General features: G+C 69.6%; 11 protein-coding genes. 7 read left to right on the plus strand and 4 right to left on the minus strand.

Going from position 1 to position 14,984, the window contains the following annotated elements; genetic code table 11:
• Positions 1-120: 120 nt before the first annotated feature.
• The 3 genes from AC57B8_RS09965 to AC57B8_RS09975 all read left to right on the plus strand — a co-directional run bounded on the left by AC57B8_RS09965 (position 121) and on the right by AC57B8_RS09975 (position 3,418).
• A complete protein-coding gene (locus AC57B8_RS09965; protein WP_095747146.1) occupies positions 121-1,311 on the plus strand; it encodes a sugar ABC transporter permease in 1,191 nt (396 codons plus the stop codon).
• Positions 1,312-1,455: 144 nt separating this feature from the next.
• Positions 1,456-2,262 (plus strand): ATP-binding cassette domain-containing protein, encoded by an 807-nt coding sequence (locus tag AC57B8_RS09970; RefSeq protein ID WP_159279581.1) that lies wholly within the window; start codon positions 1,456-1,458, stop codon positions 2,260-2,262.
• Between the two features lies 1 nt (position 2,263).
• Positions 2,264-3,418 (plus strand): ROK family transcriptional regulator, encoded by a 1,155-nt coding sequence (locus AC57B8_RS09975; protein ID WP_496479530.1) that lies wholly within the window; start codon positions 2,264-2,266, stop codon positions 3,416-3,418.
• A 14-nt stretch (positions 3,419-3,432) separates the two neighbouring features.
• Here the strand turns inward: AC57B8_RS09975 and AC57B8_RS09980 are convergent, their stop codons facing one another.
• Positions 3,433-4,695 (minus strand): helix-turn-helix domain-containing protein, encoded by a 1,263-nt coding sequence (locus AC57B8_RS09980; RefSeq protein ID WP_496479531.1) that lies wholly within the window; start codon positions 4,693-4,695, stop codon positions 3,433-3,435.
• 143 nt (positions 4,696-4,838) lie between these two features.
• Between AC57B8_RS09980 and AC57B8_RS09985 the strand changes: the two genes are divergently transcribed.
• Entirely contained in the window at positions 4,839-6,971 is a 2,133-nt protein-coding gene (locus tag AC57B8_RS09985; protein WP_496479532.1) for a PQQ-dependent dehydrogenase, methanol/ethanol family, read from the plus strand.
• A gap of 64 nt (positions 6,972-7,035) precedes the next feature.
• Here the strand turns inward: AC57B8_RS09985 and AC57B8_RS09990 are convergent, their stop codons facing one another.
• Positions 7,036-8,019, minus strand: coding sequence for a helix-turn-helix transcriptional regulator (locus AC57B8_RS09990; RefSeq protein WP_062473909.1), 984 nt, complete (start codon positions 8,017-8,019; stop codon positions 7,036-7,038).
• A gap of 181 nt (positions 8,020-8,200) precedes the next feature.
• Here AC57B8_RS09990 and AC57B8_RS09995 point away from each other — a divergent pair, with 181 nt between their 5' ends.
• Entirely contained in the window at positions 8,201-10,327 is a 2,127-nt protein-coding gene (locus tag AC57B8_RS09995) for a carboxypeptidase regulatory-like domain-containing protein (RefSeq protein WP_496479533.1), read from the plus strand.
• A 79-nt stretch (positions 10,328-10,406) separates the two neighbouring features.
• Here the strand turns inward: AC57B8_RS09995 and AC57B8_RS10000 are convergent, their stop codons facing one another.
• Positions 10,407-11,381 (minus strand): tripartite tricarboxylate transporter substrate-binding protein, encoded by a 975-nt coding sequence (locus AC57B8_RS10000; protein WP_070062994.1) that lies wholly within the window; start codon positions 11,379-11,381, stop codon positions 10,407-10,409.
• A gap of 204 nt (positions 11,382-11,585) precedes the next feature.
• On the opposite strand from AC57B8_RS10000, the gene AC57B8_RS10005 reads away from it, so the two are divergent.
• Positions 11,586-12,770 (plus strand): M48 family metalloprotease, encoded by a 1,185-nt coding sequence (locus AC57B8_RS10005; protein WP_070062995.1) that lies wholly within the window; start codon positions 11,586-11,588, stop codon positions 12,768-12,770.
• A gap of 16 nt (positions 12,771-12,786) precedes the next feature.
• Complete coding sequence (locus AC57B8_RS10010; RefSeq protein ID WP_496479534.1) at positions 12,787-13,740, plus strand: hypothetical protein; 954 nt, start codon at positions 12,787-12,789, stop codon at positions 13,738-13,740.
• Here the strand turns inward: AC57B8_RS10010 and AC57B8_RS10015 are convergent.
• Positions 13,731-14,978, minus strand: a complete 1,248-nt coding sequence (locus tag AC57B8_RS10015) for a phenylacetate--CoA ligase family protein (protein ID WP_496479535.1) — start codon at positions 14,976-14,978, stop codon at positions 13,731-13,733. The genes AC57B8_RS10010 and AC57B8_RS10015 overlap by 10 nt on opposite strands.
• Positions 14,979-14,984 lie beyond the last annotated feature (6 nt).

Here is a 14,984-nt window from a genome sequence, read left to right on the forward strand (position 1 = left end):
CGTCAGCTTCCCGCTGAACGCGCCCTCCATCTCTTCGCAACATGGCTTCCGGCCGACCCGCAAGGGCCCGCCGGTGGGTGGTTGCGCACCTGTAGTCCGTCCTGAGGGGGCTTGAAACAAATGAGCGATCCAACACCCGGCTGGTGGCGCCGCACCGGCATCGACCTGCGCCTGCTCCTGATGTGCGTGCTGCTGGCCGTGATGGCGGTGGCGTTCAGCATCATGTCGGGCGGCGTGTTCCTCTCGCCCGAGAACCTCTACAACGTCGCGCAGCAGACGGCGGTGGTCGGCATCGTCTCCACGGTGATGGTGCTGATCATCGTGGCGCGCCACATCGACCTGTCGGTGGGCTCGGTGATGGGCTTCGTCGGCGTGCTCATCGCCTACCTGCAGTACACCTCGGGCTGGTCGTGGCCCACGGCCTGCCTGGCGGGGCTCGCGGTGGCGCTCTTGGTGTCGATCTACCAGGGCTGGCTCACGGCGGTGCTGGGCGTGCCGTCGTTCGTGGTCACGCTGGGCGGGCTGATGTCGTTTCGCGGCGCGGCCTTCCTGGTGGCCGACGGCAAGACGCAGCCGGTGAACGACGAGTTCTTCCAGCGCCTGGGCGGCGGCTACGACGGCGGCATCGGCGTCACGGCCAGCTGGGTGCTCGCGGGGCTGGTGGCGCTGGTGCTGTTCGGGCGCATGGTGCAAAAGCGCCGCGCGCGCCAGCGCTACGACATGCCGACCGAGGCGCTGTGGCTCGACGTGCTGCTCACGGCGGTGCCGGTGGCGGTGGTGGTCGGCTTCGCCTGGGTGATGAACAGCTACCAGATCTCGTCCAAGAGCGAGCCGCAGGGCATTCCGATCCCGGTGCTGATCTGGGCGGCGGTGGCGATCGTGCTGTCGTTCATCGTGCACCGCACGCGCTTCGGGCGCTATGTGTTCGCGATGGGCGGCAACCCCGACGCGGCGGCGCTGGTGGGCATTCCGGTGCAGCGCGTCACGCTGATGCTGTTCGCGCTGCTGGCGGTGCTGGTGACGGTGGCGGCCATCGTGTCGATCGCGCGGCTCAACGCGGGCACCAACTCGCTGGGCACGGGCATGGAGCTGTACGTGATCGCGGCGGCCGTCATCGGCGGCACGGCGCTGGCGGGCGGCAGCGGCTCGATCTTCGGCTCGGTGCTGGGCGCGCTGATCATGCAGTCGCTGGACAGCGGCATGCTGCTGCTCGACGTGCCCATCGGCAAGCGCATGGTGATCATCGGCCAGGTGCTGATCGTGGCCGTGGTGTTCGACGTGCTCTACCGCCGCAAGTTCGGGGAGAACTGAAGTGAAGCCCACCCCCGTTTCTTGCTCACTTCGTGTAGCCGCATCCCCCCTCAAGGGGGCGCACCCGGCGGCCCGGCAAAGCCGGTTCCGCGGGTGCCCCCGAACAGGCCTCGCTGCGCGGGCCAACCGCAGGAAGGAGTCGCAATGAGCACGCTCCCGGATATGACGAAGCCACTCGTCGAGCTGCGCGAGATCCGCAAGGCCTTCGGCGGCGTGAAGGCCGTGGACGGCGTGAGCATCAACCTCTACCCCGGCGAAGTGGTGGCGCTCCTGGGCCACAACGGCGCGGGCAAGTCCACGCTGATGAAGATGCTCGCGGGCGCCTACCCGATCGATTCGGGCGACACGCTCATCGCGGGCGAGAAGGTCCACATCCGCACGCCCGCCGAGGCGCAGGCCCAAGGCATCGAGACCATCTACCAGACGCTCGCGCTGGCCGACAACCTGGACTCGGTGGCGAACCTTTTCCTTGGCCGCGAGAAGATGACGGCGTGGAACACGCTGGACGACCACTTCATGGAAGTGCAGGCGCGCAAGGTGTTCCAGCGCCTGAACAAGAACTTCACCAACATCCGCATCCCGGTGCGTCGCCTGTCGGGCGGACAGCGGCAGGTGGTGGCGATCTCGCGCGCGCTGTACTTCAACGCGCGCATCCTCATCATGGACGAGCCCTGCGCCGCGCTCGGCCCCGAAGAGACGGCGATGGTCGGGCGCCTGGTCAAGCAGCTGAAGGACGACGGCGTTGGCATCTTCCTGATCACGCACGACATGCCCGACGTGTTCTCGCTGAGCGATCGGCTCGCGGTGATGAAGAACGGCAAGCTCGTGGGCACCTACCGCACCGCCGACGTGACCGAGGACGAAGTGCTCGGGATGATCATCGCCGGCAAGCGGCCCGAGGGGCGCGAGCAGGCGCACCACGCAGCAACCGCGGCCACCGCAGCGGCATGACATGAAGACCATCGGCGACCAGCAGCTGCTCAAGCGCCTGAACCGCAGCGTGCTGCTGCGGTTGCTGCGCGCGCAGCCGGGCTTGTCGCGTGCGCGGCTCGCGAGCGAAAGCGGACTCACCAAGTCGACCGTGAGCCTGCTGGTGCGCGAGCTGCTCGACGAAGGCTGGCTCAGCGAATCGGGCGCCGCCGTGGCCGATGGGCTCGGGCGGCCGTCCACGCCGCTGCGGATCAACGTCGGCGTGCGCGCGCTGATGGGCGTGGAGATCGCCGTCGAAACGCTGCGCCTCGTGTGCGTCTCGCTGCAGGGCGAGGTGCTGCACGCGCAGGCCGAGCCGCTGGACGACGGTGAGCCGGCCCGCGTGTGCGCGCAGCTTGCGCGCATGGCGGCGGCGGCGCACGCGCAGCTCGACCAGCGCGGCCTGCGCCTGTCGAGCATCGGCGTGTGCGTGCCGGGCGCGGTGGACGACTGCACGGGCGTGGTCCGCTTCGCGCCCAACCTTGGCTGGCGCAACGTGAACCTGCTGCCCGCGCTCGAAAAGGCGCTGGCCGCAGCGGGCCTGCCGGGCGTCACCGTGCAGCTGCAGAACGACGCCGACGCCGCCGCGCTCGGCGAGTACGAGTTCGCGGCGGGCGAGGGCGAAGACCCGCTGATCTTCGTCAACAGCGACGTCGGCGTGGGCGCGGGCGTGGTGCTGAACGACCGCCTCTTCACCGGCGCGCAAGGCATGGCCGGCGAGATCGGCCACACCATCCTGCAGCTGGACGGACCGCTGTGCTCGTGCGGCCGGCGCGGCTGCGCCGAGGCCTTCTTCGGTTCGCGCGTGCTGGCGCGCGAGGGCGCGGACATGGCGCGCGCCGCTGCGTTCTTCGGCGTGCTGCTGCAGAACCTGTGGGTCACCTTCAACCCGCGCGCGATCGTGCTCGGGGGCAAGGTCTGCGCCGAGCATCCGGAGTTCGCGCAGGCGGCGTTCGAAGGCGTGAAGGGGCACGCGGAGCGCGCCGGCATGCCTGCGCCGGAACTGCGCACGGCGCGCTACGAAGCCCTCGCGCCCGCGGTGGGGGCGGCGGCGTTGGCGCTGCACGACTACCTGCGGCCGTTGCAGCCCGATGCGAAGGCGCGCCGCGCGCGTGCACTGGCGCGCGCCGGCGCCTGAACCTGCGCTGTCCGTCAGTCCGCTGCTGCGCCGCTGTCGTCGTCGCGCCAGCCGCGCAACCGCCGGTACAGCGTGCCGCGCGACACGCGCAGCTGCCGCGCCGCCTGCGACACGTTGCCGCCGTGCGCCGCGAGCGTGTCCTCGATCAGCTTGCGGCTGTGCTCGCGCAGGGTTTCGGTGGGCGGCACCGGCTCGATGTCGCTGGCGGGTGCAAGCGCCACGGGCGGCTCCGCCTGCACGTCGATCGCCACGGGCGCATCGACCGGTGCGCTCGCCATCTCCGGCATCGCCACCGCGTGCCGGAAGTCCGCGCCGTCCGCGCCCTTGAGCTGCGCCTGCATCCACACGCCGAGCCCGCTGGCCAGCCGCAGCGGCTGCGCGGCCTCGCGCCGGCCCAGCCGCAGCAGGCTCGCAAGGTCGTGGCCCAGCAGGCATTCCACGTCGCGGTCGTCGGGGGCTTCGGGCAGCCGCCCCAGCAGCCGTGCGCCGGCGTTGTTGAGCCACGCGATGGTGCCGTCGGGCGCGATGCCCGCGAGCGCCTCGAGCGGCGTGCCCAGCAGCGTGGGGCTGGCCTGGAAGCGCAGGATGAGGTGGTCGCGCGACTGCGCCTGCAGCAGCCGGTTCTCGATGATGGTGGCGTGCAGCGCCACCATCGAGGCCGCGTCGAAGCCGAAGCGCCGCGCCTCCACCGTGAGGTCGAGCACGCCCGCGAGCCGGCCGCTCACGTCGCGGATCGGCGCCGCGGCGCACTGCATGTGGCACAGCACGTCGTAGTAGTGCTCGGCACCGTCCACGGTGCAGGCCTGCCCGGTGCTGGCCACGATGCCCGGCGCCGTGGTGCCCACCACGCGCTCGGAGATGTTCACGCCCAGCCGTGCGGTCTGGCGCAGCACGGGCTGGTGCGTGCCGGCGGGCTGGCTCGTGACGTGCACCACCACGCCGTCGCGGTCGGTGAGGATCACGCGGCAGTCGGTGCCCGCGAGCATGTGCTCCATCTGCGCGAGCTCCTGCCGCGCCACGTCCAGCAGCTCGCGGTTGCGCGCGAGCGTGGTGTGCAGCCGGCTGGGCGTGACCGCGTCGAAGGCCACCACGCGCTGCCGGTCGGCGTGGGTGCGGCTGCAGCGCATCCACGACTGGATGACCGCCTCGCCGACCAGCCCCGAGGGGCGCACGCCTTCTTCGAAAAACTGCTGCCGCGCCAGCGCCACGCGCTGCGCCGGCGTGCTGGCAAAGAGTTGGCGCGGCGCATCCGCCGTGCCGAGCCTGTCGAGCGCCATGGGTTCGCCGCCTCTTCCGGGTTCAGGGACCCTTTCGAATGTGTTCCGCAATGGAACAAGGCTTGATTGGGGAAATCCCGGGGGTGAAGGCCGATGCCGTGCGAACGATCCTTGGGGCAGAACGAAGAAGGAGACAGACCCCGATGAAGACGACAACGACACAGCCTCTTTCCGGGCGGCGCCTGCTTGCGGGCGCCTTGCTGTGCCTGGGCCTGGCGGCCCCGGCGCTGGCCCAGACGGCCGCCAGCCCGCAGGACCGCGCCGGCGCGGCCGCCAAGCGCGTCGACGGCAACTTCGTGCGCGCCAACGCGGCGAAGAAGACGCCCGACTGGCCCAGCTACGGGCTCGACTACGCCGAGTCGCGCTTCAGCAAGCTCGACCAGGTGAACGCCGGCAACGTGAAGCAGCTCGGGCTGGTCTGGTCGTACAACCTCGAATCGACGCGCGGGGTGGAAGCCACGCCGCTGGTGGTCGACGGCATCATGTACGTCACCGCCTCGTGGAGCATCGTGCATGCGATCGACACGCGCACCGGGCAGAAGATCTGGACCTTCGATCCGCAGGTCGACCGCACGAAAGGCTTCAGGGGCTGCTGCGACGTGGTCAACCGCGGCGTGGCGCTGTACGAAGGCCGCGTCTATGTGGCCGCCTACGACGGCCGCCTGATCGCGCTGGACGCCGCCACCGGCCAGAAGGTGTGGGAGAAGAACACCATCGAGGGCCAGAAGGGCAGCTACACCATCACCGGCGCGCCGCGCGTGTTCAAGGGCAAGGTCATCATCGGCAACGGCGGCGCCGAGTACGGCGTGCGCGGCTACGTCACCGCCTACGACGCGAAGACCGGCGAACAGAAGTGGCGCTGGTTCGTGGTGCCCGGCGACCCGAGCAAGCCCTTCGAAGACGAGTCGATGGCGCGCGCCGCCAAGACCTGGGACCCGAGCGGCAAGTACTGGGAAGCCGGCGGCGGCGGCACGGCGTGGGACAGCTTCGCCTTCGACCCCGAGCTCAACCTGATGTACGTGGGCACCGGCAACGGCTCACCCTGGGCGGCCAAGGCGCGCAGCCCCAAGGGCGGCGACAACCTCTACCTGGGCTCGGTGGTCGCGCTCGACCCCGACACCGGCAAGTACAAGTGGCACTACCAAGAGACGCCTGGCGACAACTGGGACTACACCTCCACGCAGTCGATGATCCTGGCCGACGTCAAGCTGAACGGCAAGGCGCGCAAGGTGCTGCTGCATGCGCCCAAGAACGGCTTCTTCTTCGTCATCGACCGCACCAACGGCAAGTTCATCTCGGCGAAGAACTTCGTCGCGGTCAACTGGGCCACGGGCTACGACAAGAACGGCCGGCCGATCGAGGTCCCCGCCGCGCGGCAGAACGAGAAGCCGGGCGACAGCATCCCGGGCCCGTTCGGCGCGCACAACTGGCACCCGATGTCCTACAACCCGCAGACCGGCCTGGCCTACCTGCCGGCCCAGCACGTGCCGATCAACCTGATGGACGACAAGGCCTGGAAGTTCGACGAGAACGCGCCCGGCCGGCCGCACGCGGCGCTGGGCTGGAACCTGGGCAAGTTCGCCAACGTCGAGCCGCCCACGAGCAAGCCCTTCGGCCGCCTCGTGGCCTGGGACCCCATCAAGCAGAAGGAAGCCTGGGGCGTGGACTACGCCTCGCCGTGGAACGGCGGCACGCTGACCACCGCCGGCGACCTGGTGTTCCAGGGCACGGCCGACGGGCGCCTGGTGGCCTACCACGCGAAGACCGGCGAGAAGCTGTGGGAAACGCCCACCGGCACCGGCGTGGTGGCGGCGCCCGCGACCTACATGGTGGACGGCAAGCAGTACGTGTCGGTGGCCGTGGGCTGGGGCGGCGTGTACGGCCTGGCGCAGCGCGCCACCGAGCGCCAGGGCCCGGGCACGGTCTACACCTTCGCGGTCGGCGGCACGGCCAAGATGCCCGCGTTCGTCGAGTACCGCATGGCCAAGCTGGTGCAGGGCGTGAAGTACGACCCCGCCAAGGTCCAGGCCGGCACCATGCTGTACGTGAGCAACTGCGTGTTCTGCCACGGCGTGCCGGGCGTGGACCGCGGCGGCAACATCCCGAACCTGGGCTACCTCGACCCGGCCTACATCGAGAACCTCGACAAGTTCGTGCTCAAGGGCCCGGCCATGTCGCGCGGCATGCCCGACTTCACGGGCAAGCTCTCGGGCGACGACATCGAGAGCATCAAGGCCTTCATCCAGGGCACGGCGGACGCGATCCGGCCGAAGTAGGCGCATCGCGCAACCAAACAGAAAAGGCGCCGACGGCGCCTTTTCTTTTGGGGCAGGGCGCTGGTCAGCCCGCCAGCCGCAGCTCGTGGATCAACCCCGCCACGTTGCCCACCTGCAGCTTGTCGTAGATCGACTGGATGTGGTTGCGCACCGTGGCCGGCGAGCGGTTCAGGATGGCGGCCACTTCCTTGTGGGTGTCGCCGCGCGCCAGCAGCTCGGCGATGGTGTGCTCGCGCGGCGTGAGGCTGTCGGCGCGGCAGCGGTGGCGGCACTTGAGGAACAGCAGGCGCTGCTCGACGCGGTGCGTGACCACGATCTCGCGCCCGTTGAAGCGCGCGTGGCCCTGCAGGAAGTGCTGCAGCAGCGCATCGGGCAGCGTGCGGCCGTGCCAGGCCGGCCACTCGGCCTTCAGCATGGCCTCGAACAGCCGGTCGGCGTGGTACAGCACGCCGCGCAGGTCGCCGATGGCCGAGCCGCCGGGCGACGCGCTGCCCGCCTCGAGGCGGTCCAGGTGCATCACGCGGTTCAGCGCCAGCGCCTGCATCACGTGCGGCGCGAGGCTGGCGAGCAGTTGCCGCTCTTCCTCCGTGCCGTGGGCTTCCGGGTCGGCGCGGAACAGACTGAGCCAGTGGACGAAGCTCGTCTGCGGGTTCGAATCCGAGGTGATGAAGAAGTTGGCCTGCTCGAAGCGGCGGCCGTAGTCGCGCAGCTCGGCCTGGTCGTCGCGGCAGAACCACGCCTGCGCATTGAAGGCGAGCGTGGCGTTCGACTGCTTGGCCACTTCGCCGGCGGCCGTGTCCATGTGCTTGACCTGCTCGTAGGCCGTGACCATCTCGAGCGGCTGGTTGTGCAGGTGGATCGTGTGGATGTCGATGCCGTGGTCGGTGCGGGTGGCGGTGCCCCACATCGACGAGTCGAAGGGCAGCACCGGCTTGAGGAGGTCGAGCGCGGCGTCCTGGAAGGCGTCGATGGGCAGCTCGTGCGAGAGGCGGTACAGCCGCAACAGGAGGTCGCTGAAGTCGCGCGGGACACCGGCCGTGAAGGTCATGCGGGGAGTCTTCCAGCCCGGGCGCCGCATGCCCATCCCATGTTCCGGTGACGCGCGCGGGGCTCGGCCGCGCGGTTTCAAGAATGGTGCATTTGCATCATTTGATTTCCAAAAGCGAAAGCTATTGTTTGCAGCGCCCTCGGTTGCTGACCAGGCCCTTTCCCTTTTCGAGAGACCCACGATGCCCCACCCCACCTCCAGAATCCCCCACGCCCTGTCCCTTGCCACCCTGTTGATCCTCGGCGCCTGCGGCGGCGGTGGGGGTGGCGGAGGCGGTGGTGGCTTTGCATTCCCCGTCGGTACGGGCGGCAACGGCGGCACCCCGCCCGCCGCCGAGTCGCCCGGCACGCTGAGCGGCACCGTGGCCACCGGCGCGGCCTTTGCCGGCGCCGCGCTCACCGTGTTCGACCAGACCGGCGCCAAGGTCTGCGAAGTGACCGTGCCGGCCGAAGGCACCTACAGCTGCGTGCTGCCCGCGGGCACCAAGGCGCCGCTGGTGATCCAGGCCGTGCGCGACGACCTCACGCTCTACAGCACCACCGCCAGCACCGCTACCGGCACCACCAACGTCACGCCGCTGACCACCGTGGTGGTGGCGCAGCTGTCGCCCAACGGCGACCCCGCCAAGCTCGCCGCCGCGGTGCAGGCCGACGCCGGCGCCGTCACACCGGGCGCCATCAGTGACCAGGTGGCCAAGCTCGTGGCCGCGCTCAAGCCGCTGCTGGACGCGCTCAACACCAGCATCGACCCGATGAGCGGCACCTTCCAGGCCAACGGCACGGGCCAGGACCGCGTGCTCGACACGCTGAACGTGTCGGTGCGCCCCGACGGCACGGCCGCCAACATCGAGATCACCGTCAAGGCACAGCCCGCGAGCGAAGAGAGCGCGCCGGTGTCCATCGTCTTCCGCACCGGCGAGAGCACCATCGCGCCGCTGCCCGCGGTCGATGCCGCGGCCCTCGTGCAGCCGCCCACGCCGGCGATGGTCAAGGACCTGCTGGACCGCCTCAACGCCTGCTACGCGCTGCCGCTGAACGAGCGCGTGGACAGCACCATCGGCTCCGACGGCAACGCCTTCGGCGAGGCCGCCGACGTGGTCGCGCCGGCCTGCCGCACGCTGTTCGTGGGCGACGACCCGGCCAGCTTCGTCGCGGCCGGCCTGCACATCGGCCGCGCGTCGAGCGGCCCGCGCCGGCCCTTCGAAAGCCTGTTCCGCTTCGGCCCCACGAACCTGAAGCACGACCGCGGCAACTTCGAATACTTCCACCCGGGCGGCGACATCGCGCTCACCTACCGCTGGACCGACAGCGTGGGCAACACCGACAACGACGTGTTCAACGCCAGGATCGTGAATGGCGCGCTCAAGCTCACCGGCAACAGCAACGCCTACCGCGCCGCCGTGCGCCCGCAGCAGGAGCTGAAGGACTTCCTCAAGCACGCGAACCTGAAGTACCACGCCGCGGGCTACAACGTGTCGGTGGACAACGTGCTCGACGGCAACGGCGACTCGATCTTCACGAAGGTGGTGGCCACCTCGACCGCGTTGCCCGGCCGCGAGCTGGTCCTCGTGCCCCGGGCCGGGCTGACCACCCTGGTGCTCACCACCGACGGCACCGCCAACGGCGCGCTGAACTCCTCGCTGTGGCGCATGGCCGCGCGCTACGTGGACCCGGCGCAAGGCGGCAACCCGAGCAGCGTCGAGTCCGGCAATCTCTTCGCAGCGCCGCAGTTCGACGACGCGCAGCTGAGCGCCATTCCCGACCAGGCGGTCTGGAAGCTCGAGTTCTTCCTGGCGGCCGGCGGGCCCAACCCGGTGCAGTACGTGCGCACCTTCTCGCGCGCGCCGACCCTCGCCGAGGCCGTGCAACTGCCGACCGTGGAAATGACGCCCGCCCTGCGCGCCGAGCTGATGCAGGAAATCGACGGTGTCCCGCGCGGCATCGTGTTCGGCGCGCCGGTGCCGTCCGACCCCAGTGCCAACAACATCGACTTCAGCGCCGAGGGCAACCTCGACGGCTGGGCCGTGCCCAGCGGCGCCTACGCCCCGACCACCTTCCTGGTGGCCGGCCGTGGCCCGAACAACAACCGCTTCACCGACTCGATCACCGTGCGCACCTCGGCGCGCAAGGCCGTCATCTACTGCCAGCCGGTGAACTCGCCGAGCGACAACCACTGCGTGAGCGTCGGCAACAACGCCTACCAATACGCGCAGGGCTCGTCGGTCAGCAGCTTCATCTTCACGGCACGCACCGCGCGCCAGGTCGATGTGCGCAAGAACTTCGAGGCGTGGACCTACTCGCCTCCCTGATTCTTTTCCTGCTGTCACCGCATGAAAAAAGCCGCCGGCCCGAAAGGGCCGGCGGCTTTTTCTTGAGAGGCCGAAAGGATCAGTCCGCGTACACGCCGGCGGCCTTGATGATCGGACCCCACTTGGCGATTTCAGCCGAGACGAACTTCTTGTGCTCGGCCGGCTCGACGCGCTTGTCGGTGGTGATCACGGCGCCCAGGCCTTCCTGGCGCTTGATGAAGGCCGGGTCCTTCATGGCGGCCTTGATGGCCTCGTTGACCTTCTTGAGCACCGGTGCGGGCGTGCCCTTGGGGGCGTACACGCCGTGCCAGATCGACACTTCGAAGCCCTTCAGGCCCGACTCGTCGAGCGTGGGCAGGTCTTTCAGCGCGGGCGTGCTCAGGCGCTTGCTGGTGGTCACGGCGTAGGCCTTGACCTTCTTGGCCTCGATCTGCGACGTGGTGTTGGTGGTCTGGTCGCACAGCAGGTCGATCTGGCCGCCCAGCAGGTCGGCGATGGCCGGCGCGGTGCCCTTGTACGGCACGGGCGTCATCTCGATCTTCAGCGCGCTCTGGAACAGCAGGCCGCACAGGTGCGAGGCGGCGCCCAGGCCGGCGTTGCCCAGGTTGATCTTGCCCTTGTTGGCATTGATCCAGGTCGTCAGTTCCTTGTAGTTGTTGGCGGGCAGGCCGGGCTTGCCGATGAGCGTCATCGGCACTTCATTGACCATGCCGAGGTATTCGAAGTCGTTCTCGACGTTGAACGGCAGCTTGCGGTACAGCGCCGGCATCGTCGACATGCCGATGTGGTTCAGCAGCAGCGTGTAGCCGTCGGGGTTGGCGCGCGCCACCTTGGCGGTGCCGATCGAGCTGCCGGCGCCGGCGGTGTTGTCCACGATGATCGTCGTGCCCAGCGTCTTCTGCAGCGATTCGGCCAGGTCGCGGGCCACGCGGTCGGTCGGGCCGCCGGCAGAGAAAGGCACCACCAGCGTCACGGGCTTGCCTGCGGGGAAATCCTGGGCGTGTGCGCCGACGGCGGCCGCGGCAATCGCCGCGAGGGCAAACAGTTTCTTCATGATGTCTCCGACGGAGTTTTTAAATGGAAAGGGTCGCGATCTTATCGGCTGACCGGGGGCTGACCCATACCGAATAGCCCTTAGGAATGTCACCGTTTTCGCCCCATGCTGGGGCATGATCACGCCCGTCCCGCGCACCCGCGCCGGGGTGACCACAACCACAAACAGGCCAGCCCGACGGGCGGCATCGAGGAGAAGAAACCAATGGATCCCTGGGTCTATCCGCGCGAGCGTTGGCTCGGCAAACTCACGCTCGTTCTGGGCCTGCTGGCCTGGACGCTGATCGTCGTCGGCACGCTGGGCATCGCGCTGCTGTACGTGCTGCTGGGCTTCATCGGCTACGTGTTCGCGCAGTCGGCCGTCATCGCCTGGATCAAGGGCACGGGCGTGAAGCTGTCGCCCCAGCAGCTGCCCGAGCTGCACGCGCGTTTTGTCGACTGCTGCACCCGCCTGGGCATCGCGCAGCCGCCCGAGGCCTACCTGCTGCACGGCGACGGCATGTTCAACGCCTTCGCCACGCGCTTCTTCGGGCGCAACTTCGTGGTGCTGCTGTCCGACGTGGTCGACGCCATGGAGGCGCAGCCCGACGGCATCCACTTCTACATGGGCCACGAGCTGGGCCACATCCGCCGCGGCCACCTCACGGGCCACATCTGGCGCGCGCCCGTGCTCTGGCTGCCGCTCCTGGGCGCGGCCTATGCGCGCGCCAAGGAATACACCTGCGACCTGCACGGCGCCGCCTGCTGCCGCGAGGTCGACTCCGCACCGCGCGCGCTGGTCGCGCTGGCCGCCGGCGCGCAGCAGTGGCGCAACGTGAACCTGCAGCGCTACGCCGCCCAGTCGGCCGGCAACCGCGGCTTCTGGGGCTCGTTCCACGAACTCATCGGCGGCTACCCCTGGCTCACCAAGCGCGTCGCGCGCGCCATCGACCCGGGCGCCAAGCTGCCCGAGCGCAATCCGGTGGCCTACCTGCTCGCGCTCTTCGTGCCGTATGCCGGCCGGGCCGGCGGCGGCGCGGCGGGGGTGCTGATCGTGGTGGCTGTCATCGGCGTCATGGCGGCTGCAGCCATCCCCGCCTACCAGGAGTACCAGACCCGCGCCGTCGTCGCGCAGGCCTGGTCCGAGGGCGCGCCGGTGCGCAACGCGCTCACGCGCCACTATGAAGAAAAGGCCGAGATCCCCGACACCCTGGCCGCCGTCGGCCTGCCGGAGAACCTGCCCAACGGCGCGACCCTCACGCTCGACCCCGACAGCATGGTGGTGGAGGTGGCCACGACCAAGGGCACGCTGCGCATGGAGCCGTCGTCGACCGACCGGGGCATTGCGTGGCATTGCAGCGCGGGGGAGGGGTTGAAGGACAAGGCGTTGCCGGCGAGCTGCAAGAAGTAGCCGGGCATTGGCCTTGATGACGTCTTCCGCTTCCATCGCACACGCGTGGCGCCTGCCGCGCGACTTCGCGCTCATCACCGTGGCGGTCGAAGCGGCCATTGTGTGGGTCCACTTCGGCAGGCAGCTGTGGCCTGGCTCGGGGCATGAAGGCTATGACCTGGACGTGTGGGCAGGCATGGCGGCCAACCTCGCGATGGCCTGGGTGCTGGCAGCGTCGCTGGCCTGGAGCCATGCCCGCCAGGCACTGGAGGTGCGCGGCGGCGCGCGCCTGGCGCAGCTGCGCGCCCCGCGTGTGCGCCACGCCGGCGCTTATCTCATCGTGCGGGTGCTGGACTACTTCGTGCTGAGCCCGTGGCTCTACGGGCTGGAGCTGCTCTACATGCCCGGCGGCCGGCTGGTGCAACTGGCGATGCTGGTGCTGGGTGTGTGGCTGGCGACCTGGGTCGCGCTGAGGCAGGGCACTCAGGCATCGGCCGCGTCGTTCGATGCGGGCGATGCCGACGCCGTGGCGCCCGCGAGCGCATCGCCGGGTCGCGCCACGGTAGCGCTGTTGATCGCCGCCGTGTCCGCGTCGATCCAGATTTGGTGCGCGATGGTCACGGACCCGTGGCACGAGGCCATGAGGACCATGGACCGCGTGGCGCCCTTCCTGAGCTGGGTCGCGCCGCCGTTGTTGGTCTTTGCTCTGGCGTTCTGGGGCGCGTGGCTCGGCATCGGCCGTGGCCCGCTCCCCACACGGGTCCGGCCCTTCCGGGCCGTGGCCGCGTCGGTGCTGGCCTTTGTGCTGGTGCTGGCGGGCTGCGCTGCTGTCATCCTCGCGGGACTGGGGTTGCTGGAGCCGTCCCAGACCAGCATGGCCGGTGTCGGCGACCTGGTCATCCTGCTGGCTGCGCTCGTACCGCTCTACCCCTTACTGACCGTGCTGCTCACGCGCTTCATCACGCGTCGCCTGTACCGCCCCTACTTGTAGCTGCGCGCGTCCTCGATCACCTTGCCGTCGTTCGGCAGGGTGCCCGGCGCCACCAGCTCGATGGTGCCGCGCAGCTTGGTCACTTCGCGCACCGCATCGGCAATGCGCGCGTCGAGCCCGGCCGGGGCGCCGGCGCATTCGAGCTTGAAGGTCATCTGGTCGTCGCCCATCTCGCCCGACACCACGAGCCGCGCGCGCACGATCTCGGGAAAGCGCCGCACGACCTCGGCGACCTGCGAGGGGTGCACGAACATGCCGCGCACCTTGGTGGTCTGGTCGGCGCGGCCGAGCCAGCCCTTGATGCGCTTGTTGGTGCGGCCCGTGGGGCAGGTGCCCGCGAGCACGGCCGAGAGGTCGCCGGTGCCGAAGCGCACCAGCGGGTAGTCGGGGTTGAAGGTGGTGACGACGATCTCGCCCACCTCGCCGTCGGGCACGGGGTCGCCGGTGCCGGGGCGCACGATCTCGACCAGCACGCCCTCGTCGATCACCAGGCCCTGGCGCGCGCTGGTTTCATAAGCGATGAGGCCCAGGTCGGCGGTCGCGTAGCACTGGATGCCCTGCACGCCGTGCGCAGCGATCCAGTCGTGCAGGCTGGGCGGAAAGGCCTCGCCGGACACCAGCGCCTTGGTGAACCACGGCAGCTTCTGGCCCTTTTCTTCGGCCTTCTCCAGCAGGATCTTCAGGAAGCTCGGCGTGCCCGCGTAGCCGTCGGGCTTGAGGTCGACGATGGTTTCGAGCTGCTGCTCGGTCTGGCCCGTGCCCCCCGCGAAGATGGTGCAGCCCATGGCATGCGCGCCGCTTTCCATGATGGAGCCGGCCGGCGTCATGTGGTAGCTGAAGCTGTTGTGGATCAGCTCGCCGCTGCGAAAGCCCGCCGCGTGCAGCGCCCGCGCGGTGCGCCAGTAGTCGCGCGCTTCGCCCTCGGGTTCGTAGATGGTGCCGGGGCTCGCGAAGATGCGCGGCATGCGCGGCCCGCGCACGATCGACGCAAAGCCGCCGAAGGGGTCGTCGGCGCGGCGCGCCTTCTGCAGCTCGAGCAGTTCCGACTTGCGCGTGACGGGCAGCTTGGCGAGGGCTTCACGCGAGGTGACGTCGGCAGGCTTCACGCCGTCGAGGATCTTCGTGAAAGCGGGGGAGGCGGTCTGGGCCTGGGCGATCTGCTTGGGCAGCGCGGCCAGCAGGTCACGTTCGCGTTCGGCGGGGTCGCGGATTTCCAGTTGGTCGTAGTGGTCGTTCATGTCCGT

This window comes from Variovorax sp. BGA-UO-ETr-C22, from assembly GCF_059567965.1.

Bases quoted from the DNA above. Each gene is read 5' to 3' on its own strand.
- AC57B8_RS10005 (WP_070062995.1), top strand. From the start codon at position 11,586: ATGGATCCCTGGGTCTATCCGCGCGAGCGTTGGCTCGGCAAACTCACG.
- AC57B8_RS09970 (WP_159279581.1), top strand. From the start codon at position 1,456: ATGAGCACGCTCCCGGATATGACGAAGCCACTCGTCGAGCTGCGCGAG.
- AC57B8_RS09975 (WP_496479530.1), top strand. From the start codon at position 2,264: ATGAAGACCATCGGCGACCAGCAGCTGCTCAAGCGCCTGAACCGCAGC.
- AC57B8_RS10000 (WP_070062994.1), bottom strand. From the start codon at position 11,381: ATGAAGAAACTGTTTGCCCTCGCGGCGATTGCCGCGGCCGCCGTCGGC.
- AC57B8_RS09995 (WP_496479533.1), top strand. From the start codon at position 8,201: ATGCCCCACCCCACCTCCAGAATCCCCCACGCCCTGTCCCTTGCCACC.
- AC57B8_RS09990 (WP_062473909.1), bottom strand. From the start codon at position 8,019: ATGACCTTCACGGCCGGTGTCCCGCGCGACTTCAGCGACCTCCTGTTG.
- AC57B8_RS10010 (WP_496479534.1), top strand. From the start codon at position 12,787: ATGACGTCTTCCGCTTCCATCGCACACGCGTGGCGCCTGCCGCGCGAC.
- AC57B8_RS09985 (WP_496479532.1), top strand. From the start codon at position 4,839: ATGAAGACGACAACGACACAGCCTCTTTCCGGGCGGCGCCTGCTTGCG.
- AC57B8_RS09965 (WP_095747146.1), top strand. From the start codon at position 121: ATGAGCGATCCAACACCCGGCTGGTGGCGCCGCACCGGCATCGACCTG.
- AC57B8_RS09980 (WP_496479531.1), bottom strand. From the start codon at position 4,695: ATGGCGCTCGACAGGCTCGGCACGGCGGATGCGCCGCGCCAACTCTTT.
- AC57B8_RS10015 (WP_496479535.1), bottom strand. From the start codon at position 14,978: ATGAACGACCACTACGACCAACTGGAAATCCGCGACCCCGCCGAACGC.